This is a genomic window from Rhodovulum steppense (assembly GCF_004339675.1).
GTDB lineage: Bacteria > Pseudomonadota > Alphaproteobacteria > Rhodobacterales > Rhodobacteraceae > Rhodovulum > Rhodovulum steppense.
The window spans coordinates 40,675-58,899 of record NZ_SLVM01000020.1 but is presented as its reverse complement, the minus strand read 5'-3'; the positions used below and the strand labels follow the sequence as shown (position 1 = coordinate 58,899).

Annotated in this window: 20 protein-coding genes; 8 read left to right on the top strand and 12 right to left on the bottom strand. The window is 66.3% G+C overall.

Annotated features, from left to right (window positions below; all coding sequences use genetic code 11):
• Positions 1–290 precede the first annotated feature (290 nt).
• Together EV216_RS18310 and EV216_RS13250 are read right to left on the bottom strand one after the other, a co-directional pair.
• A complete protein-coding gene (locus tag EV216_RS18310; RefSeq protein WP_165899246.1) occupies positions 291–440 on the bottom strand; it encodes a hypothetical protein in 150 nt (49 codons plus the stop codon).
• Positions 441–967: 527 nt separating this feature from the next.
• Positions 968–1,342 carry a PAS domain-containing protein gene (locus tag EV216_RS13250; protein ID WP_132696010.1) on the bottom strand — a complete coding sequence of 125 codons (375 nt, stop codon included), beginning with the start codon at positions 1,340–1,342 and terminating at the stop codon, positions 968–970.
• A 145-nt stretch (positions 1,343–1,487) separates the two neighbouring features.
• Here EV216_RS13250 and EV216_RS13245 point away from each other — a divergent pair, with 145 nt between their 5' ends.
• From EV216_RS13245 to tpiA, 4 genes are all read left to right on the top strand, one after another.
• Complete coding sequence (locus EV216_RS13245; protein WP_132696009.1) at positions 1,488–1,850, top strand: SUF system Fe-S cluster assembly protein; 363 nt, start codon at positions 1,488–1,490, stop codon at positions 1,848–1,850.
• A gap of 81 nt (positions 1,851–1,931) precedes the next feature.
• The gene (locus EV216_RS13240; RefSeq protein ID WP_132696008.1) at positions 1,932–3,158 is read left to right on the top strand and encodes a glycerophosphodiester phosphodiesterase family protein; all 1,227 of its coding nucleotides are present in this window, start codon (positions 1,932–1,934) and stop codon (positions 3,156–3,158) included.
• Between the two features lie 121 nt (positions 3,159–3,279).
• Positions 3,280–3,648, top strand: a complete 369-nt coding sequence (locus EV216_RS13235; RefSeq protein WP_132696007.1) for a HesB/IscA family protein — start codon at positions 3,280–3,282, stop codon at positions 3,646–3,648.
• A gap of 90 nt (positions 3,649–3,738) precedes the next feature.
• Positions 3,739–4,488, top strand: a complete 750-nt coding sequence (gene tpiA / locus EV216_RS13230) for a triose-phosphate isomerase (RefSeq protein ID WP_132696006.1) — start codon at positions 3,739–3,741, stop codon at positions 4,486–4,488.
• Between the two features lie 42 nt (positions 4,489–4,530).
• Here tpiA and EV216_RS13225 read toward each other — a convergent pair whose 3' ends face one another.
• A complete protein-coding gene (locus EV216_RS13225; RefSeq protein WP_132696005.1) occupies positions 4,531–5,244 on the bottom strand; it encodes a Crp/Fnr family transcriptional regulator in 714 nt (237 codons plus the stop codon).
• 377 nt (positions 5,245–5,621) lie between these two features.
• Between EV216_RS13225 and EV216_RS13220 the strand changes: the two genes are divergently transcribed.
• Positions 5,622–6,443: a ferredoxin--NADP reductase gene (locus tag EV216_RS13220; RefSeq protein ID WP_132696004.1), complete on the top strand. Its 822-nt coding sequence runs from the start codon at positions 5,622–5,624 to the stop codon at positions 6,441–6,443.
• 113 nt (positions 6,444–6,556) lie between these two features.
• Here EV216_RS13220 and EV216_RS13215 read toward each other — a convergent pair whose 3' ends face one another.
• Positions 6,557–7,078, bottom strand: a complete 522-nt coding sequence (locus EV216_RS13215; RefSeq protein WP_132696003.1) for a hypothetical protein — start codon at positions 7,076–7,078, stop codon at positions 6,557–6,559.
• On the opposite strand from EV216_RS13215, the gene EV216_RS13210 reads away from it, so the two are divergent.
• From EV216_RS13210 to EV216_RS13200, 3 genes are all read left to right on the top strand, one after another.
• A complete protein-coding gene (locus EV216_RS13210) occupies positions 7,050–7,235 on the top strand; it encodes a hypothetical protein (protein WP_132696002.1) in 186 nt (61 codons plus the stop codon). The genes EV216_RS13215 and EV216_RS13210 overlap by 29 nt on opposite strands.
• Positions 7,236–7,323: 88 nt before the next feature.
• Positions 7,324–7,815: a translation initiation factor IF-3 gene (gene infC, locus EV216_RS13205; protein ID WP_243642078.1), complete on the top strand. Its 492-nt coding sequence runs from the start codon at positions 7,324–7,326 to the stop codon at positions 7,813–7,815.
• Between the two features lie 189 nt (positions 7,816–8,004).
• Positions 8,005–9,345, top strand: a complete 1,341-nt coding sequence (locus EV216_RS13200; protein WP_165899245.1) for a globin-coupled sensor protein — start codon at positions 8,005–8,007, stop codon at positions 9,343–9,345.
• A 210-nt stretch (positions 9,346–9,555) separates the two neighbouring features.
• On the opposite strand, the gene EV216_RS13195 is transcribed toward EV216_RS13200, so the two are convergent.
• The 8 genes from EV216_RS13195 to EV216_RS13160 form a co-directional block, all read right to left on the bottom strand.
• Positions 9,556–10,347 (bottom strand): FAD binding domain-containing protein, encoded by a 792-nt coding sequence (locus EV216_RS13195; RefSeq protein ID WP_132696000.1) that lies wholly within the window; start codon positions 10,345–10,347, stop codon positions 9,556–9,558.
• A gap of 12 nt (positions 10,348–10,359) precedes the next feature.
• The gene (locus EV216_RS13190) at positions 10,360–12,726 is read right to left on the bottom strand and encodes a xanthine dehydrogenase family protein molybdopterin-binding subunit (RefSeq protein ID WP_132695999.1); all 2,367 of its coding nucleotides are present in this window, start codon (positions 12,724–12,726) and stop codon (positions 10,360–10,362) included.
• 47 nt (positions 12,727–12,773) lie between these two features.
• Positions 12,774–13,277: a (2Fe-2S)-binding protein gene (locus tag EV216_RS13185; RefSeq protein ID WP_132695998.1), complete on the bottom strand. Its 504-nt coding sequence runs from the start codon at positions 13,275–13,277 to the stop codon at positions 12,774–12,776.
• A 126-nt stretch (positions 13,278–13,403) separates the two neighbouring features.
• On the bottom strand, positions 13,404–14,402 hold the full coding sequence (locus EV216_RS13180; RefSeq protein ID WP_132695997.1) for a molybdopterin-binding protein: 999 nt from the start codon (positions 14,400–14,402) through the stop codon (positions 13,404–13,406).
• A complete protein-coding gene (locus EV216_RS13175) occupies positions 14,402–15,388 on the bottom strand; it encodes an XdhC family protein (RefSeq protein WP_132695996.1) in 987 nt (328 codons plus the stop codon). Before EV216_RS13175 ends, EV216_RS13180 begins: the two co-directional genes overlap by 1 nt.
• A 126-nt stretch (positions 15,389–15,514) precedes the next feature.
• Positions 15,515–16,117, bottom strand: coding sequence for a DUF6691 family protein (locus tag EV216_RS13170; RefSeq protein WP_132695995.1), 603 nt, complete (start codon positions 16,115–16,117; stop codon positions 15,515–15,517).
• Between the two features lies 1 nt (position 16,118).
• Positions 16,119–16,661 (bottom strand): YeeE/YedE thiosulfate transporter family protein, encoded by a 543-nt coding sequence (locus tag EV216_RS13165; protein WP_132695994.1) that lies wholly within the window; start codon positions 16,659–16,661, stop codon positions 16,119–16,121.
• A gap of 302 nt (positions 16,662–16,963) precedes the next feature.
• Entirely contained in the window at positions 16,964–18,220 is a 1,257-nt protein-coding gene (locus EV216_RS13160; RefSeq protein WP_132695993.1) for a vWA domain-containing protein, read from the bottom strand.
• Positions 18,221–18,225: the final 5 nt, after the last annotated feature.

The window sequence follows — 18,225 nt, the reverse complement described above, 5'->3', positions numbered from 1 at the left end:
GCAAGATCGCCGAAAACGACTTCGGCGCACTCGGCGACACCTCAACCCTCGCCGACCCATCCGTCGTCGATACTCTCATCGAAAACAGGATGAACCACAACTGACCTCCGCGGGGACCGGACAGTCCGGCCGATGCATCAAGGCGTCGGCCGAATCCCTTGTGTAGCGCCGATCAGAGCGCGCCCGGTCCTGGGGGAACGGGACCGGGCGCTGCCCGGGCTTGCGCCCGGGGTTTGGCCCCGACAGAAAATACTGCCGGAACCGGAACGAATGATGCTGTCCTCAGTGCCTCAGCAGCCCGGATAGGTCACGGTGCCCATCTCGCTGATACCCGAGACGCCGGGTTCGCATTCCTCGACCGGCGCATCAGCGCAAGCGGTCAAAAACCCCAGGAGCGACAGCCCGAGGAGCGTTTTTCGCAGCGGTCCGAACGTGATCACTTGCTTCCCCTCTCTCATGCGAATCCCGCGACACGCGAGAATTGAACCGTGCCGTTCAGTTTGAGCCGTTCACGACCATGATCAAGAGAAACATGACGATATCTCGGAGTTTTGTGCACAGGCACGCGACCGGGGTATACGCACCCAGAGGGCGCATGAGGAAACGAAAATCGCCCCATCGAAAGCGGCTCAAACCCCTTTCCAGCAGGAGTCCGACACCTGTAAATCGCCCCGCGCCAACAAGTCTGGCCACGTCAAGACCTACCCTCGCGGCAGCGTGCCCGAGCAGCTGTTCACAAGGTTTTCCACAGGCCCGCGGCAAGGGAGCGGGCACGGCGTGGCCCCCTGAGTCTCGGAATACCGAGAGGCGAGCGTCGACTCGGACACCGCTTTTTAGTAGTTTCTTAGTGAGTTTGACAACCCTGGATAGTATCTCGGATTTCGGTCTGGGACGATTTCGCGCAGACCGTTCGGTGCCCCCGCAACAGGGGCCGGTCACCGCCTGCACAGGGCTGTGCTCGTCTTCCTCATATCGGGTTCTGGGCGCCCGCGTAATACATCAACCGCCCCTCGTCATCAAAGATCGGCCGGATTCGCAGCCGGTTCATGAAGGCCGTTCCATCCTTGCGATAGTTCAGCAGGTCGATGCTGAAAGGCGTCTGGGCGCGCAGCGCGTGGCGGATCGCCTCGACCGCATGGGGATCGGTGCCCGGCCCCTGCAGGAACCGGCAGTTCCGACCGATCGCCTCGGCCGCGGAATAGCCGGTCTGGCGCTCGAATTCCTCGCTGACATAGATCATCGGGTTGTCCGGCAGGGCCGGGTCCGAGATCACCACGCTCATCTCGCGTTCGTCCCGGGCCAGAAGCGCCCGCGCCTCGTCGTCCGACAGATCCTTGCGCATCCCCGCCCCCTGGCACCCTTGCGTTGCCCTCCCTGCTAACGCGCCCCGCCGCGCCCGGCAAGCCCGGGCCGCAGGAAGGCAAAACCGGATCTGGACGGCGCCCCGGCCTTTCCTTATATCTTTTGTAGGATTTGCAGGAAACCCGATGTCCATGCAGCAGGAAAAGCTAGAGGGCGCCCCCCTCATCCGCCCGTCCTCGACCGATCATCCGCTTTACGAGCAGGTGGTGGCGGCGTGCCGGTCGGTCTACGACCCGGAAATCCCGGTCAACATCTACGATCTGGGCCTGATCTACACCATCGAGATCGACGACGAGAACGCGGTCGCGATCACCATGACGCTGACCGCACCGGGCTGTCCGGTGGCCGGCGAGATGCCCGGCTGGCTGGCCGAGGCGGTCGAACCGCTGCCGGGCGTCAAGCAGGTCGATGTCGAGATCACCTGGGATCCGCCCTGGGGCATGGACATGATGTCCGACGAGGCGCGGCTGGAACTGGGCTTCATGTAGCCGTCACGCGCCTGTCGCACGACTGTCACGCGGCCCCGTCACATGGTTTCCGTTCCTTCCCACCAAGAAGCGGAGAATCCCATGTCCTTCCCCCGCCTGACAGTCGCCGCCGCCCTGCTGGCCGCGACAGCCCTGCCCGGCCATGCCGAGACCGTTCTCGATTACGGCCCCCGCCCCTATTACCTGATCGACAGGATGACCGACGGTCCGCTGAAGGAAAAGCTGACCGCCTGCATGGGCCAGACGCCCAGCCGCAGCGATTTCTCGATCGGCCATCGCGGCGCGCCGCTGATGTTCCCCGAACATACCGTCGAATCGAATGTCGCCGCGGCGCGGATGGGCGCGGGCATCCTGGAATGCGACGTGACCTTCACCAAGGACAAGGAACTGGTCTGCCGTCACGCCCAGAACGATCTGCACACCACCACCGACATCCTGCTGACCGATCTGGCCGCCACCTGCATCACCCCCTTCACCCCGGCCAGCGGTGATACGCCCGCAACCGCCGAGTGCCGCACCTCCGAGATCACGCTGGCCGAGTTCCGCACGCTCAAACCCAAGATGGACGCCGCCGACGCGACCGCCACCACGCCCGAAACCTATCAGGGCGGCATCGCGCCCTTCCGCACCGATCTCTACACCCATGGCGCGCAGTCGCTGACCCATGCCGAGTCGATCGAGCTGTTCCGCTCGCTCGGCGCCAAGTTCACTCCCGAACTCAAGTCGCCCTCGGTCGAGATGCCCTTCGACGGCTTCACCCAGGCCGACTACGCGCAGAAACTGATCGACGAATACAAGGCCGCGGGCATCCCGCCCGGGGACGTCTTCGCGCAATCCTTCGACCTCGCCGACATCCTTTACTGGATCCAGAACGAGCCGGAATTCGGCGCCCAAGCGGTCTATCTCGACGACCGCTACGAGGCCGAGACCGAGGTCGAGGGGCTGATCGACCCGATGGACCCGGCCACCTTCAAGCCGACCATGCAGGAACTGGCCGACATGGGCGTGCGCTACATCGCGCCGCCGACCTGGATGCTGGTCACCGTCGAGGATGGCCGCATCCTGCCCTCGCCCTATGCCCAGGAGGCCAAGGCCGCCGGGCTGAAGATCATCACCTGGACGCTGGAACGCTCGGGTCCGCTGGCCACCGGCGGGGGCTGGTATTTCCAGTCGATCAAGGACGTGACCGACAATGACGGCGTCTATTTCGAGCTTCTCGACGTGCTCGCCCAGGATGTCGGCGTCGAGGGCGTCTTCTCGGACTGGCCGGCGACTGTGACCTATTACGCCAATTGCATGGGGCTCTGAGCCCGCGCAGGACGGGGCGGCACGCGCCGCCCCGTCTTCTTTCCGCCACGCGCCACCGACTTCCCCTTGAGACTGCGCCCGGGAAACCCTAGTCTTTGACTAGGGAAAAGGAGGCGCATCCATGTTCGGCATCCCCGGAAAACCGCCCGTCACGCTGACACCCGCCGCGGCGGCCCAGGTCGCAAGGCTGATGGCGCGGGACGACGCCGCCGCGTTGCGGATCGGCGTCAAGAAGGGCGGCTGCGCGGGGATGGAATACACGATGGAATATGTCTCCGAGATCGACCCGCATGACGAGGTGGTCGACCAGGGCGATGCCCGCGTCGCGATCGCGCCGATGGCGCAGATGTTCCTGTTCGGCACCGAAATCGACTACGAGACCAGCCTGCTGGAATCCGGCTTCAAGTTCCGCAACCCCAATGTGGTCGATGCCTGCGGCTGCGGCGAATCGATCAAGTTCCGCGAGATGGACGAGGCCCGCGGCGACTGACCCCCCCCTGCTGCGCGCAAAAGAGGCGTTCCGCTTCCGGGGCAAATGCCCTAGAAGGCGCCCGGTATTTGCAGCAAGGGAGGATTGCGCATGCGGCGGAAACTGGCAGCCGGCAACTGGAAGATGAACGGAACGGGTGCGGCGCTGGCCGAAGTGACGGCGCTGGCCGCAGCCCATCCCGCGCCTGCGGTCGATCTGCTGCTCTGCCCGCCCGCCACGCTGGTCGAGCGCATGGCAAACGCGGCCGCCGGGTCTGCGATTGCCGTGGGCGGCCAGGATTGCCACGCCGCCGCCGCGGGCGCCCATACCGGCGACATTTCGGCCGCCATGCTGCGCGATGCGGGGGCAAGCCATGTGATCCTCGGCCATTCCGAACGGCGCACCGATCATGCCGAGACCGACGCCATCGTGCGCGCCAAGACCGAGGCGGCGCTGGCCGGGGGGCTGATCGCGGTGGTCTGCGTCGGCGAGACCGAGGCGCAACGCGATGCGGGCCAGACCCTGGGCGTGGTCGGCAGCCAGCTGACCGACTCGCTGCCCGAGGGCGTGACCGGCGCGACTGTCGTGGTCGCCTATGAACCGGTCTGGGCCATCGGCACCGGCCGCGTGCCGACGCTGGCCCAGATTGCCGAGGTGCACGATTTCCTGCGCGCCGAACTGGTCGCGCGCTTCGGCGAGGCGGGGCACGGGATCCGGCTGCTTTACGGCGGCTCGGTCAAGCCCGACAATGCCGCCGAGATCTTCGCGACCTCGAATGTCGATGGCGCGCTGGTGGGTGGCGCGTCGCTGAAGGCGGCGGATTTCTCGGCCATCATCGCCGCGCTCGAAGCCGCGGCCTGACCCACGGCAACCGGACGGGGCCGCGCGCGCGCATGCGTGGCCCTAGCCCGCCCGCCGCTCGCAGCATTCCCCACTGCCGTTTCGCTGGCACAGCGCCGCGTCGAGCGCCTTGGGATCGACAATGCGCAGCCAGCCATAGCCCGTCTCGATCAACCCCTCGGCCACGAACTGGCGCATCGCCCGGTTCGCCGAGTTCCGCGACAGCCCCGACAACTCGGCCAGTTCGGACTGAGTCACCGGAAAGATGGTGGCGCCATCGTTGAACCGGTGCAGCCTCTGCAAAGAGATCAGCAGCCGCACGCGCGGATCGGGATTGGCCTGCGCCAGCAACAGCAGCGCGAGGCTGTCATATTGCGCGGCGACATTGACCGCCACATGGCGCCAGGTCGCCGGATCGCGCCGGGCCAGCGCCTCGATATGCATCCGCGGCACCGACAGCAGCACCGATGGCGCGCGGGCCACGACCGTGCAGCGCCGCCCTGACCCGCCGACCATGGCAACGCTGCCCGCCCACCAGCCCGGATGGGCCACGAAGACAAGCCGCGGCCCCTCGTCCCCGGAATCGGCATAGACGTAGAGCAGGCCATCCACCAGACCGAGGAAGTCCGGGGCGGGATCGTCGCGATGAAACAGCACCTCTCCATTGCCGACACGCCGCAGATGGGAACCGGCAAGCAATGCGGTGCAGAAGGGGCCGGGCAGGTTTCTCAGCCAACCGGTCTCGCGAATTCGGCGTCGAGCGTGTGTCACATCCATGATACGTTGGAATACCTCTAAAAATCACACCGAACTGCCCGTCGGGGTGCATTAACGTAACGTCAACGCGATCCACGAAGAAACCCCCGATGGCCGCTGCCCGAAATCCCTTGCGAAGCTCCATGTTGCAAAGGCCGTATCGGCGGTCAACCGCGTTCATCCGGCCATCGGAACGGCTCGTAAACGGGCGGATCTGCCGCAAGGTGCGACAACATGGCTTGATCTGGGTCATGGCCGCGGGCGCCGCTCTCGGGAATACCCCGCGTGAGGGTTCGCACCGGGCATTCCGGCCGGTGCGGACAGTTGGGGGTTTCCCCGAAGGGCGAGGACACCTAGAAGGAAAGGAGCGGGGCGTCCTGCCCCGTTGCATCTGACACATGAACCAGCAGAGCGCCGTGACCCAAGCAACCGCCGCCAAGAAGACTCTGCCCGACGCGCAGACCGTGACCGAGGTGCGTCACTACACCGACGATCTGTTCTATTTCCGCACGACCCGGCCGCAATCGCTGCGCTTCCGGTCGGGCGAATTCGTGATGATCGGGCTGCCCGGCGATGACGGCAAGCCGATCATGCGCGCCTATTCGATCGCCTCGCCCGCCTGGGATGACGGCCTCGACTTCTACTCGATCAAGGTGCAGGACGGCCCGCTGACCTCGCGGCTTCAGCACATCAAGCCCGGCGACGAGATCATCCTGCGTCCCAAACCCGTGGGCACGCTGGTTCTGGACGCGCTTCTGCCCGGCAAGCGGCTGTGGTTCCTGGCCACCGGCACCGGCATCGCCCCCTTCGCCAGCCTGATGCGCGACCCCGAGACATACGAACAGTATGACGAAGTCATCATGATGCACACCTGCCGCGAGGTGGCGGAACTGGAATTCGGGCGCGAGCTGATCGAAAGCCTGCCCGAAGACCCGCTGATCGGGGAGTTCGTCGGCGACAAGCTGAAATACTACCCCACCACCACGCGCGAGGACTTCCGCACCATGGGCCGGGTCACCGACAATCTGGCCTCGGGCAAGGTGTTCCGTGATCTCGGCCTGCCCTGCGAGACGATGGAACCGGGCATCGACCGGGCGATGGTCTGCGGCTCGCTCGACTTCAACAAGGACGTGATGGCGATCCTCGAAGGCTGGGGCCTGCGCGAAGGCGCGAATTCCGAGCCCGCGGAATATGTGGTCGAAAAGGCGTTCGTCGGCTGAAACGCTCCGACGGGACATGAAAAAGCCCCGCAAGAGATCGCTCTTGCGGGGCTTTCTCGTTCTTCCGGGGCGCGCGACGCCGGGATCGGCCGCACCTCGGTCTTCCGTCGGGCTTACATGCCCAGCGCGGTCCGCACTTGGTCCAGCACCGCGCCCAGCATGTCGGGCACGTTCCGGGCGGTTTCGACCGCAGCCTTCAGGCTTTCTTTCTGTGCATCGTCCAGCGAGGAGTCGTCGATCATCCCGATGACGGCATCCGCATCGAAGCCCTCGGGGCTCAGGACATCGGTCGGCGGGGTCGTTGCGGTCTCTTCGACGGCCGCGTCCGCAGCCGCTTCCTCGGCCGCTTCCGCAGCGTCTTCGGCGACATCGGCAGCGCCCTCGGTGGCCTCGCCAATTGCGCCTTCCACCGCCTCTCCCGCGTCCTCGACGGCCTCTTCGACCGCTTCGACGGCTTCGTCGGCGGCCTCTTCGGCCTCGTCGATCACTTCTTCAACCGCTTCGACGGCGTCATCGGGCGTCTCGACCGCGGCCTCGGGCACCGCTTCGTCCTCGGCCATGTTGCCGATATACCAGACATAGCCGCCGACCCCGATGGCGGCGAGGATGACGATCGTGATCAGGGCTTTCTTCATGGTTGTTTCCTCATCTGCCGTAATCGCGCATTTCTTACGCCGCCCGCTTTTGCCACAAATCGCCGCGCTGGCAAACCGGAACGAACGCCGCAGCGGCGCGTTAATGCCGAAAGGTCCATGGGAAAACCGCCTTGAAGCACAACGGTTCGCCGAGTAGTTTAAGGCGTCAATCACGGCAGAAAAGGAACCACACCATAGCCCGCAGACCCCACAACGCGCCGCCCACGCGAGACACCGGTCCCCGCGTGAATGAGCGCATTCGTGCCCCCGAGATCCGCCTCATCGGCGCGGACGGCGAAAATATCGGCGTCGTGTCCCCCGAACGGGGAATGGCACTGGCCGAGGAGGCCGGGCTCGACCTCGTCGAGATATCGCCGAACGCCACACCGCCGGTCTGCAAGATCATGGATTTCGGAAAGTTCAAGTATGAAACCCAGAAGCGCGAGTCCGAGGCGCGGAAGAAGCAGAAGATCATCGAGATCAAGGAGGTCAAGTTCCGCCCGAACACTGACACCCATGACTACGAGGTCAAGATGCGCAACGTCGTGCGCTTCCTCGAGAGTGGCGACAAGGTGAAGGTGACGCTGCGCTTCCGCGGTCGCGAGATGGCGCACCAGAATCTCGGGCGTGAGCTGCTGGAACGGGTGGCCGAGGACGTGAAGGAACTCGGCAAGGTCGAGAACATGCCCAAGATGGAAGGGCGTCAGATGGTGATGATGATCGGGCCGCTGAAGTAGCCGCCCGGGCCATGTCCGGATCTGCTAAGGGCCGTCCGCAGAGACGGCCCTTTTGCTTTGGGTAATGCTTCCGCCAAATATCTGATCATGCCTTCAATTCGCCTCGGTAACGGTAACGCAGGGTCAACATCTTGCTGCTTTGTTGGAGGAAGACAGCCGCAAACCTTCCGACAAAGGGTCAGCCCCACCATGCAGAAACGTGAAACCGCTCGCCTTTGGGCCTATGGTCTTGACCGCACGGCCCGGGACTCGCTCAAGGCGGCCGGAAAGATCATCATCCCGCATCTCGACGAGATGCTCGACGATTTCTACACCGATGTCGACAATGCGCCCGAGTGGTCCGAGTTCTTCAAGAAGCCGGGGATCCGCCTTCATGCCAAGAACAAGCAGAAGGAACACTGGATCAGGCTGTTCACCACCGATTTCACGCCGGACTATTTCAAGGCCGCCGACACGATCGGCCGGGTCCATTTCCGCATCGGCCTGCCGTTCCGTCACTATGTAGCCTCTTATGCGCGCGTGTCGGCGCGGCTGCAGAAAATGCTCGCCGCAGACAGCCGCCGCGGCTTCAACTTCCTTGGCCAGGGACGCAACGACCATCTGGTCGATGCGCTGAGCCGCGCGCTCCTGCTCGACATCGAGCTTGCGATCACCGGCTTCCACGACGCCCAGACCGAGGCGTTCGAGGGCCGGATCCACGCGCTCGGCGAAAGCTTCGAGGCCGAGGTCGGCCGCGTGGTCGACGTGCTGCACGCCTCGATGGACCGGTTGCACGGCGCTGCCAACGGTCTTGAAGTCGAAATCACGGGCGCGCGACAGGGGGCGGGGTCGGTCTCGGCCAATGCCGCCCAGATCGCCACCAGCACCCAGTCCGTCGCCGCAGCGATCGAGCAATTGTCGGCCTCGATCTCGTCGATCACCCAGGATGTCATCTCGGCCGCCTCGGCCTCCGTCACCGCTGCCGCCGAAGCCGAGGCATCGACGAACCAGGTGGCCGCGCTTCAGACCGCGGTCGAGGAGATCGGCGAGGTGGTCAGCCTGATTTCCTCGATCGCACGCCAGACCAACCTGCTTGCCGTGAACGCCACCGTCGAGGCCGCCCGTGCCGGCGATGCGGGCAAAGGATTTGCCGTCGTCGCCTTCGAGGTGAAGGCGCTTGCCCAGCGGATCAGCGAAGCAACTCAGTCCATTACCGACCGCATCCAGCGCATCCAGGCCGAAAGCGGCTCAATGGCGACCCGGATGTCGGAGATCGGCGAAAGCGTCCGGCGGATGAGGGAGTTCACCGAGAGCATCCGGACGGCGGTGGACGAACAGAAGCAGGCGGCGCAACACATCACTTCGCATGCCGAATCGACCGCGTCCAGCAGCACCGAGATGGCCGACATGATCCAAGACGTCTCGACCCGGGTCGAGCGAACCAGCACCACCTCGGGCACACTGAAGGATGCTGTGTCCACGGTCTCGGGCGAGACGGTGACGTTGTCGGAACGGGTACGCAATTTCCTCGGATCGCTGCGCGCGGCCTGAGAACCGTCCTGCGGTGTGGCGTCGGGGCCGGATCGGCCCGGCACCGCGCGCGGTTTCGGAGACGTCTCGGCCGTTCGAGGCCGGGCAATGGCACCTTGGCAAGCTGCCGCGTCGCCCCCCATTCGGCCCCTCACGGGCGGAAATGCCCCCGGCTCCCGACACAAGAGCGCCCCCGCGGGATAACACCGCGGGGGCGCCTGATCTCGCCACTCAGCCCGCGGCGGTTACGGCCCGGCCGGTCAGCACCTTGACCAGATGCGCACGGTATTCGGGCGAACCGTGCAGGTCGCCGATCATCATGTCGGCCTCCAGCGACAGCCCCGCGATGGCCGCTGCGCTGAAATCGGCGGACAGCGCCGCCTCGGCCTCGGCCCAGCGGAACACACCCCCTTCCGAGGCGCCGGTCACCGCGACGCGTACGCCGTCGGCGTATTTCGCCACGAACACCCCCACCAGCGCAAAGCGCGAGGCCGGTTGCTCGAACTTCTGATAGGCCGCGCGTTCGGGCACCGGGAAACGGACCTCGGTGATGATCTCGCCATCCTCCAGCGCGGTGGTGAACATGCCCTGGAAGAAGTCGTCCGCCGCGATGTCGCGGTTGACCGTGCGGATCGTCGCGCCAGAGCCCAGCGCCGCCGCCGGATAGCAGGCCGAGGGGTCGTTATTGGCCAGCGACCCGCCGATGGTGCCGCGGTTGCGCACCGCCGGATCGCCGATATTGCCCGCAAGGGCCGCCAGCGCCGGGTAATGCGCCGCCGCCTCGGCCGCGACCACCGCATGCGGGGTCGCCCCCCCCACGCAGACCGCGCCATCATCGTCAATGCAGACCCCCTTGAGTTCCGCAAGTCCGCCCAGGCAGACCAGTTTCGCAGGCGCCGCCAGTCGCTGCTTGAGCGTGGGGATCAGCGTCTGCCCCCCGCCCAGCGCCTGCGCCTCTTCGGTGCCCAGGGCCGTTACCGCCTCGTCCAGCGTTGCCGGGCGCACGAGTTCGAAAGCATACATGCGTGGTCCTCCTCAGCCCTGCATGGCCGCCCAGACGCGCGAGGGCGTCAGCGGCATGTCGATATGGGTGATATGGGTCATGCCTGCCCGTTGCAGCGCATCCACGACCGCGTTGACCACCGCGGGCGGGCTGCCGATGGCACCGGCCTCGCCGCAGCCCTTGACCCCCAGCGGGTTGTGGGTGCAGGGCGTCTGGCAGGAATGGTCGACCGCATAGAACGGCACGTCCGAGGCCCGCGGCATGGCGTAATCCATGTAGGATCCCGACAGAAGCTGGCCGTATTCGTCATAGGTCGTGGTTTCCAGCAGCGCCTGCCCGATCCCCTGCGCGATGCCGCCATGGACCTGGCCATCGACGATCATCGGGTTGACGATATTGCCGAAATCGTCCGCCGCGGCAAAGCGTTCGACCGTCACCTTGCCGGTTTCGGGGTCGACCTCAACCTCGCAGGCATAGGCGCCTGCCGGGTAGGTGAAGTTGTTCGGATCGTAGAACGCGGTTTCCTCCAGCCCCGGCTCGATCTCGTCCAGGGGATAGTTGTGCGGCACATAGGCCGCCAGCGTCACATCCCCCCAGGCCACCGACTTGTCGGTGCCCGCAACGGTGAACCTGCCGTCCTTGAGTTCGATATCCTCGGGACTGGCTTCCATCAGGTGGGCCGCGATCTTGCGGGCCTTGGCGATGATCTTGTTCGTCGCCTTGACCATCGCGGACCCGCCCACGGCCAGAGAGCGCGAACCATAGGTGCCCATGCCCATCGGCGTGTTGGCCGTGTCGCCATGCACGATCTCGATCATGTTCTCGGGGATGCCGATCATGTCGGCCACCACCTGGGCGAAGGACGTTTCGTGCCCCTGCCCGTGGGAATGGCTGCCGGTCATCACCACCAGGCCGCCGGTTGCGTTCACCCGCACCGTGGCGCTTTCGTAAAGACCCGCGCGGGCGCCAAGCTGGCCGACCAGATGGCTGGGCGCGATCCCGCAAGCCTCGATATAGCAGTTGATGCCAAGGCCGCGCAGCTTGCCGCGGGCCTTCGACTCCGCCAGCCGCGCCTCGAAGCCCGCGACATCCGCGATCTCCAGAAGCTTGTCGAGCGTCGCGTTGTAATCGCCGGTGTCGTATTCCACCGCGACCGGGGTGGCATAGGGGAACTCGGTGATGAAGTTCTTGCGCCGCAACTCGACCGGGTCCATCCCGATCTCGCGCGCGGCCTTGTCGATCACCCGCTCAAGCTGGAAGGTCGCCTCGGGCCGCCCGGCGCCGCGATAGGCATCCACCGGCACAGTGTTGGTGAACACCGCCTTGACGTTGACATAGATCAGCGGCGTCTTGTAGTTGCCCGCCATCAGCGTGCCATGCAGCCAGGTCGGAATCGACGGCGCAAAGGTCGACAGATACGCCCCCATATTGGCGTAGGTCTCGGTGCGGATGGCCTGGAAATGGCCCTCGGCATCCAGCGCCAGTTCGATCTTCGTAACGTGGTCGCGGCCCTGCGCATCGGTGACGAAGCTTTCCGACCGGGTGCAGGTCCATTTCACCGGACGGCGCAACTGCTTCGCGGCGAAGGTGACGGCGGCCTCCTCGGCATAGTGGAAGATCTTGGACCCGAACCCGCCGCCCACATCGGGCGCAACGACGCGCAGCTTGTGCTCGGGGATGCCCAGCACGAAGGCCCCCATCAACAGCCGGATCACATGTGGGTTCTGGCTGGTGGTGTAGAGCGTCGAGTCGTCGGTGGCGAAATTGTAGTCGCCGATGGCCACCCGCGGCTCCATCGCGTTCGGCACCAGCCGCTGGTTGACCAGATCGAGCGTGGTGACGTGATGGGCGGTCTCGAACGCCTTGTTCACCGCCTCGCGGTTCTCCTCGACGAAGCCCCAGTCATAGCAGAGGTTCGAGGTCAGGTCGTCATGCACCTTGGGCGCGCCATCCGCCAGCGCCGCCTTCATGTCGAGCACCGGTTCGAGTTCCTCGATATCGACCACGACCGCCTCGGCCGCGTCGCGGGCCTGGTCATAGGTCTCGGCCACGACCAGCGCGATCGGATCGCCCACATGGCGCACCTTGCCCGTGGCCAGAACCGGGTGGCCCGGTTCCTGCATCGGGGCGCCGTGCCGGTCGGTCACCTGCCAGCCGCAGGGCAGCCCGCCCACCCCCTCGAAATCGGCCGCGGTGAAGACGCGGATGACACCGGGCATCCCGGCGGCGGCGTCGGTGTTCACCCCGTTCAGCCGACCATGCGCCACCTGGCTGCGCACGAAACAGGCATGGGCCTGCCCTTGCAGGTTGATGTCGTCGGTATAGCGGCCCCGTCCCGTCAGGAACCGCACATCCTCGCGCCGCTTGCTGCTGGCGCCGATGCCGTGATCTTTCGGCATGATATCCTCCCTGGATAATCCGTCTGCTGTGCGCCCTTGCCGGACGGCTATTCGGCGGCCACCGCGTCCCCGTGGCCCAGATGGCTGACATCCTGTCCCGAGGCTGCCAGTATCGCCTTGACGATGTTGTGATATCCCGTGCAGCGGCAGATATTGCCCTCAAGGTAATGCCGGATCTCGGCCTCGCTGGGCGTCGGGCTCTTCGCCAGCAGCGCCGAGGCCGTCATCACCATGCCCGGCGTGCAGAAGCCGCATTGCAGCCCGTGATGATCCTGGAACGCCTGCTGGATCGTCGAGAGCGAGCCATCGGGATTGGCCATCCCCTCGATGGTGCGGATCTCGGCGCCCTCGCATTCCAGTGCGAAGGTGGTGCAGGATTTCACGTCCTGCCCGTTCACATGCACCACGCAGGCCCCGCACTGGCTGGTGTCGCAACCGATATGGGTGCCGGTCAGGCCAAGCCCCTCGCGCAGGAACTGGGACAGCAGGGTGCGTCCCTCCACCTCTCCGGAAACGGCCTTGCCGTTCACGGTCATCGTGACCCTGGTCATCGATATCCTCCCTTTATCCGGGCCGAGTAAAGCATGGGGAACAGGGTTTGAGAACCGTTGATTTGCGCATGCTCTGGTCTAGCCTTCGCGTCGAATAGGGCAGGCGGAGCCAGGCGAATCCGGGCCTCAGCCCTCGCGCGGTTGCGGCCGCGACGGGATCTCCTTCAAAAGCCCCCCCACCCCCATCGCAGCAATCTCGTCCGGGCCGATGCCCAGCCCGCAGGCGATCCGTTCCAGCACCCAGTCCGCCCCGTTCAGGGCAGGGCTGCGGGCACATCCCGGCAGGCCGATCACCGGCCGCCCGCCCTGTTCGCCCAGGAACAGCAGGTTGCCCGGATCGACCGGCATGCCGAAGCGCGTGACCGTGCCGCCCGCCGCACGCACCGAAGCCGGGCCGGTATCCTCGGGGTCTGAAGTGGCCGAGCCGGTCAGGATCAGCGCGATCTCACCCGGCAATGCGCTCAGCGCCGCGGCCATGGCGGCGGTCTCGTGCGGGACGATGGCGACCGCGGCAAGCGTCATGCCCAGCGCCCTCAGGCGGGTCTCTAACGCCGCGCGCCCCTTTTCGCTCATTCCCGGTTTCTGGCCCGCCACCTCGGACAGGATCAGCCCCGCGGTCCGGCGCGTCACCCCATGCACGCGGATCGCGCCCGGCGCGGCGGCACAGGCGGCCTCAAGGGCCGCGCCGGGCACCGCATAGGGAATGATCTTGACCGTGCCGACCAGAAGCCCCGGCGTGACCCGGGTTAGCGGCGCAAGCGTGGCAAGCGTCACGCTGGGGTCGATTCGGTTCAGGGCGTGGATCGCCTCGGCATCCAGCCCCACGAGTCCCGCGCAATCCGCATGCAGGTTGACCCGCCCCCGCGCCGCCGCACCGATCCGCAGCCCCGCCGCCGCCGGGTCGGGCACCAGCGCGCGCGCAAGGCGCGCGGCGGCCGCGTCTTCGGCCACATCGGCGGGATCCGGCCGGGCGACGGTGATCCGCGTGATGCCCGCCGCGGTCAGCGCGGCGATCTCGGCCCTCCCGAGCACGAGGCCCTTCTTCAGCATCCGCCCGCCGACGCGCAGCGAATGGGCCAGAATGGCCCCCTCGGCCTCGTCAGGCGCCACAGGGCCGAAGCGCATCAGCCCGTCCTCAGCGTCGCGACGATCTGGGCCATGATCGAAACCGCGATCTCGGCCGGGCTGCGCGCGCCGATATCCAGGCCCACGGGTGCATGAATGCGGGCGATCCGCTCTGCCGGGACGCCCGCCGCCTGTAGCCGCTCGACCCGTTTCGCATGGGTCCGGGGCGACCCGAGGCAGCCCAGATAGAAGACGTCCGAGCCCAGCGCGGCCAGGATCGCGGGATCGTCCAGCTTGGGATCATGGGTCAGCGTCACGACCGCCGTGCGCGCATCAAGCCCATGGGCGACAAGTGCGGCATCGGGCCAGTCGTCAAGGATGGTCTCGCCCGGGAACCGCTCGGCCGAACCGAAAGCGGGACGCGGGTCGATCAGCACGGGCGCGAACCCGGCAAGCCGCGCCATCGCCACCAGCGGCTGAGCGATATGAACGGCGCCGATGACGGCCAGCCGCAAGGGCGGGTTATGGATCGCGACGAAGCACGCCCCCTCGAAGCCCGAGCGGTCGGCGCGCATGCGCTCGGCGATCTGCGGCCCTAGGTCGGCATCCTCCGGCCCCGCCAGCCGCCTTTCCCAGCTTTCGGTATCGACGAGATATGCCAGGGCGCGCCGTGCCGCGCGGGCGGCGACCAGATCGGCCAGCAGCGCCTCGGGCAGGGCCGCGCCCACGGGTTCGACCAGCACCCGGATGCGCCCGCCGCAGGCCAGCCCCACGGCAAAGGCATCGTCATCGCTGACCCCGAATTCCAGCAGGCGCGGACGGCCATCGCCCAGCGCCTCCAGCGCCTCGGCGATCACCGCGCCCTCGACGCAGCCGCCCGAAACGGACCCCGCCATGCCGCCCTCGCCCGAGATCGCCAAAAGGCTGCCCACCGGGCGCGGTGCGCTGCCCCAGGTTTCGATCACGGTCGCCAGCACCGCGCCCTTTCCCGCCCGGTGCCAGTCGAGCGCGGTCTCCGGAATCGCGTCGAAATCGCCTGTCTGCATGCGCGCCCTTCCTCCCTCGGGGGATAATGGGCGCGGCGGGGAAGCTTCGCCAGAGGGAATCGGCGCAGAAATGAAAGGGCGCTGCGGGATCTCCCCGCAGCGCCCACCCTCCCTGATCGGAGGGGCTCACTCGGCCGGTTCGGCCTTCGCGTCAGTCACAGGCGCGGCCTTGCCGACCAGCCGCCGCGGCAACAGGATCGCGATCAGGATGAAGGCGATCCCGATGGCGATGCCGAGCATGTCACCCGTGAACGGCAGACCGGGCAGAACCGCCGGATAGTCGGCCCCCGGGATCTCGCCGATGGTCCATTTCTCGCCGTTGAGGAAACCTACCTGCTCCCAGAACGGATAGCTGAGCGCATAGGCCCCTGCGCCGATCAGGCCGCCCGCGATGAAGAACAGCGCGTCAAGCCGCCCGGTCGCCGCCGCACAGACCCCGGTGCCCGGGCAATACCCGGCAATGGCCCAGCCGATGCCCAGGATCGCGCCGCCCAGCAGCACGCCAACATGGATTTCCTTGACCGACATGTGGCCGACCTCGACCAAACCCAGCATCTGGCCGCCGAACATCAGGATCGAAGCGGTGCCGATTGCCATGAAGATGGTTTTCATCAGGTGGGTATTGGTCAGGTTCAGCATCCGGCCGATCCAGTTCGGATCGGTGGCGCCGATGCGTTCCAGCATCAGTCCGAACAGCGCGCCGAGCCCGATTGCGAGTGCGATCTCCATCTCAGGCCTCCTTCTTCAGCAACATGCGGGCGGTGGGAAATGCCGTCAGGAAGGCCCCGAAGGCAAAGAGATAGCCCGAGACCGCGGTCTGCATCATCCCCGACATCATGTGCCCCGAGGTGCAGCCCCCCGCCATCCGGGCGCCATAAAGCACCAGCACCCCGCCGAAGAAGGCGATCACCCAGCGGCCGATCCAGCCGGTGCGAAAATTGGCGCTCCAAAGCGCCGGGCTGAAGCGCTCGCGCAGCGGGATGCGCCCGAAGGCAATCGAGGACAGCAACGCCCCGCCCATCATCGCGGCCACGAAGATGAAGCCGTAGTTCAGCGGGTTGGCGACATTGTCGGCATATTTCGCGAGATACGCATTGGACGAGGTCCAGGCGCCGTCGTCCGTCTGGGTGATGATGCCGGGCTCGTATTGCTGCCAGAGGATGCCGTCGGCCACGACGAATTGCGTCGACACGCCGATCGGCTGCACCAGCAGCACCGCGAGGAAAAAGACGACGCCCAACAGCGGGCCGCCGATCTTCCAGTTCAGAACCATGGAGTTGTCCCCCTCATGACATTCGTTATTTCGAATGCAACTCTGGCACGGTGAACCGGACCGATCCAGATCTATGATGCCGCGCCAAAGAAAAACGCCGTGGGAGGGAGGACCCACGGCGTTTCTGTAAGTCGGCACCGAGGGAGGGAGGGCCCTCTGGCGCCCGGGAACCTGCGTCGGGAAAACACAGGGACCGTCTGCGGTTTTTTGCGATACGCGCCGGGAACTTGCGCCCATCGCCGCAAACGACGCATGCTGGATGCAGGTTATGCTGCGCTGCGGCCTTGATCTGGATCAATCGGTCAGGAATGTCGCACCTGCAGCAACATCCGGCCCCGCTCTCCGGCATCGCCCGCATCCGTGATCGCCCGGGCCAGATCTTCGAGCGAGCGGATCGAATGGCCCGCCCGGAAACAGTCGACATGCGGCAGCATCGCCCTTATTCCGCGGGCTTTCGGCGCGAAACCGTCCCAGCGCAGCAGCGGGTTTATCCAGATCAGGCGGCGGGCCGACAGGTGCAGCCGCTGCATCTCCTGCGACAGGGTGTCCACCTCGTCCCGGTCCAGCCCGTCGGTGATCAGCAGCACCACCGCCCCCTGCCCCAGCACCCGCCGCGACCAGTCGCGGTTGAACACATGCAGCGCCGACGCGATTCGCGTGCCGCCCGCCCAATCCTGCGCCTCGGCCCCCGCGGCGGCCAGCGCGGCATCGACATCGCGGGTGGCCAGGTGGCGGGTGATGTTGGTCAGCCGCGTGCCGAAGGTGAAGGCGTGCACCTTCGCCCAGCCCGCCCCCTTTTCATTGGCGACCGCGTGCAGGAAATGCAGCACCATGCGCGAATATTGCGACATCGAGCCCGAGATGTCGCAAAGCATCACCAGATTCGGCCAGCGGCTGCGCCGGTTCTTCATCGACAGCTCGCTGAACTCGCCACCGCGGCGCAGGGCGTTGCGCATCGTCGCGCGCCAGTCGGGCATCCGGCCATGCCGGTCGGCGCGGGTGCGGCGCGAGACCAGCGGCTTCACCGGCAGGCTGAGACGGGCCAGCATGCGCCGTGCCTCGGCGATCTCGGCGGTGCTCATCTGCTCGAAATCCAGCGTCTTCAGCCGTTCGCGACCCGAATGGGTCTGGCTGGCGTCGATCTCGACCTCGTCGGCTGGCGAGTCCCGCGGTTCGGGAAGGTCACGCTCGACCCCGTCGAGCAGGGCCTCGGCGGCGCGTTTCTCGGCAGCCTTCGCGGTCCGTTCCTCGGCCACGCCCCGCACCGAGGGCAGCATCAGGCTCATCATGTGTTCGAGAAACCGCGGATCGCGCCAGTAAAGCCGGAACACCTGGTCATAGACCTGCCGGTGCTCGGGGCGCGAGAGAAAGCAGGCGGCAAGCGTGTGGTAGAAATCCGCGCGCTGCGAGAACCCCGCCGCCTCGACCGCGCGGACCGCGTCGATCACCCGGCCGGGGCCGACGGGCAGGCCCGCCTTTCGCAGGGCGCGCGCGAAATGGACGATGTTGTGCGACAGCTTGCCGTCATCGGGGATATCGAGCGTGTGCAGATCTGCCATTCGCG

What these genes read in the sequence shown, in the direction of transcription:
- tpiA (WP_132696006.1), top strand. Translation starts at nt 3,739, where the DNA reads ATGCGGCGGAAACTGGCAGCCGGCAACTGGAAGATGAACGGAACGGGT.
- EV216_RS13185 (WP_132695998.1), bottom strand. Translation starts at nt 13,277, where the DNA reads ATGACCAGGGTCACGATGACCGTGAACGGCAAGGCCGTTTCCGGAGAG.
- EV216_RS13190 (WP_132695999.1), bottom strand. Translation starts at nt 12,726, where the DNA reads ATGCCGAAAGATCACGGCATCGGCGCCAGCAGCAAGCGGCGCGAGGAT.
- EV216_RS13235 (WP_132696007.1), top strand. Translation starts at nt 3,280, where the DNA reads ATGTTCGGCATCCCCGGAAAACCGCCCGTCACGCTGACACCCGCCGCG.
- EV216_RS13245 (WP_132696009.1), top strand. Translation starts at nt 1,488, where the DNA reads ATGTCCATGCAGCAGGAAAAGCTAGAGGGCGCCCCCCTCATCCGCCCG.
- EV216_RS13165 (WP_132695994.1), bottom strand. Translation starts at nt 16,661, where the DNA reads ATGGTTCTGAACTGGAAGATCGGCGGCCCGCTGTTGGGCGTCGTCTTT.
- EV216_RS13225 (WP_132696005.1), bottom strand. Translation starts at nt 5,244, where the DNA reads ATGGATGTGACACACGCTCGACGCCGAATTCGCGAGACCGGTTGGCTG.
- EV216_RS13195 (WP_132696000.1), bottom strand. Translation starts at nt 10,347, where the DNA reads ATGTATGCTTTCGAACTCGTGCGCCCGGCAACGCTGGACGAGGCGGTA.
- EV216_RS13160 (WP_132695993.1), bottom strand. Translation starts at nt 18,220, where the DNA reads ATGGCAGATCTGCACACGCTCGATATCCCCGATGACGGCAAGCTGTCG.
- EV216_RS13215 (WP_132696003.1), bottom strand. Translation starts at nt 7,078, where the DNA reads ATGAAGAAAGCCCTGATCACGATCGTCATCCTCGCCGCCATCGGGGTC.
- EV216_RS13180 (WP_132695997.1), bottom strand. Translation starts at nt 14,402, where the DNA reads ATGCGCTTCGGCCCTGTGGCGCCTGACGAGGCCGAGGGGGCCATTCTG.
- EV216_RS13170 (WP_132695995.1), bottom strand. Translation starts at nt 16,117, where the DNA reads ATGGAGATCGCACTCGCAATCGGGCTCGGCGCGCTGTTCGGACTGATG.
- EV216_RS13240 (WP_132696008.1), top strand. Translation starts at nt 1,932, where the DNA reads ATGTCCTTCCCCCGCCTGACAGTCGCCGCCGCCCTGCTGGCCGCGACA.
- EV216_RS13250 (WP_132696010.1), bottom strand. Translation starts at nt 1,342, where the DNA reads ATGCGCAAGGATCTGTCGGACGACGAGGCGCGGGCGCTTCTGGCCCGG.
- EV216_RS13175 (WP_132695996.1), bottom strand. Translation starts at nt 15,388, where the DNA reads ATGCAGACAGGCGATTTCGACGCGATTCCGGAGACCGCGCTCGACTGG.
- EV216_RS13200 (WP_165899245.1), top strand. Translation starts at nt 8,005, where the DNA reads ATGCAGAAACGTGAAACCGCTCGCCTTTGGGCCTATGGTCTTGACCGC.
- EV216_RS13210 (WP_132696002.1), top strand. Translation starts at nt 7,050, where the DNA reads ATGACGATCGTGATCAGGGCTTTCTTCATGGTTGTTTCCTCATCTGCC.
- EV216_RS13220 (WP_132696004.1), top strand. Translation starts at nt 5,622, where the DNA reads ATGAACCAGCAGAGCGCCGTGACCCAAGCAACCGCCGCCAAGAAGACT.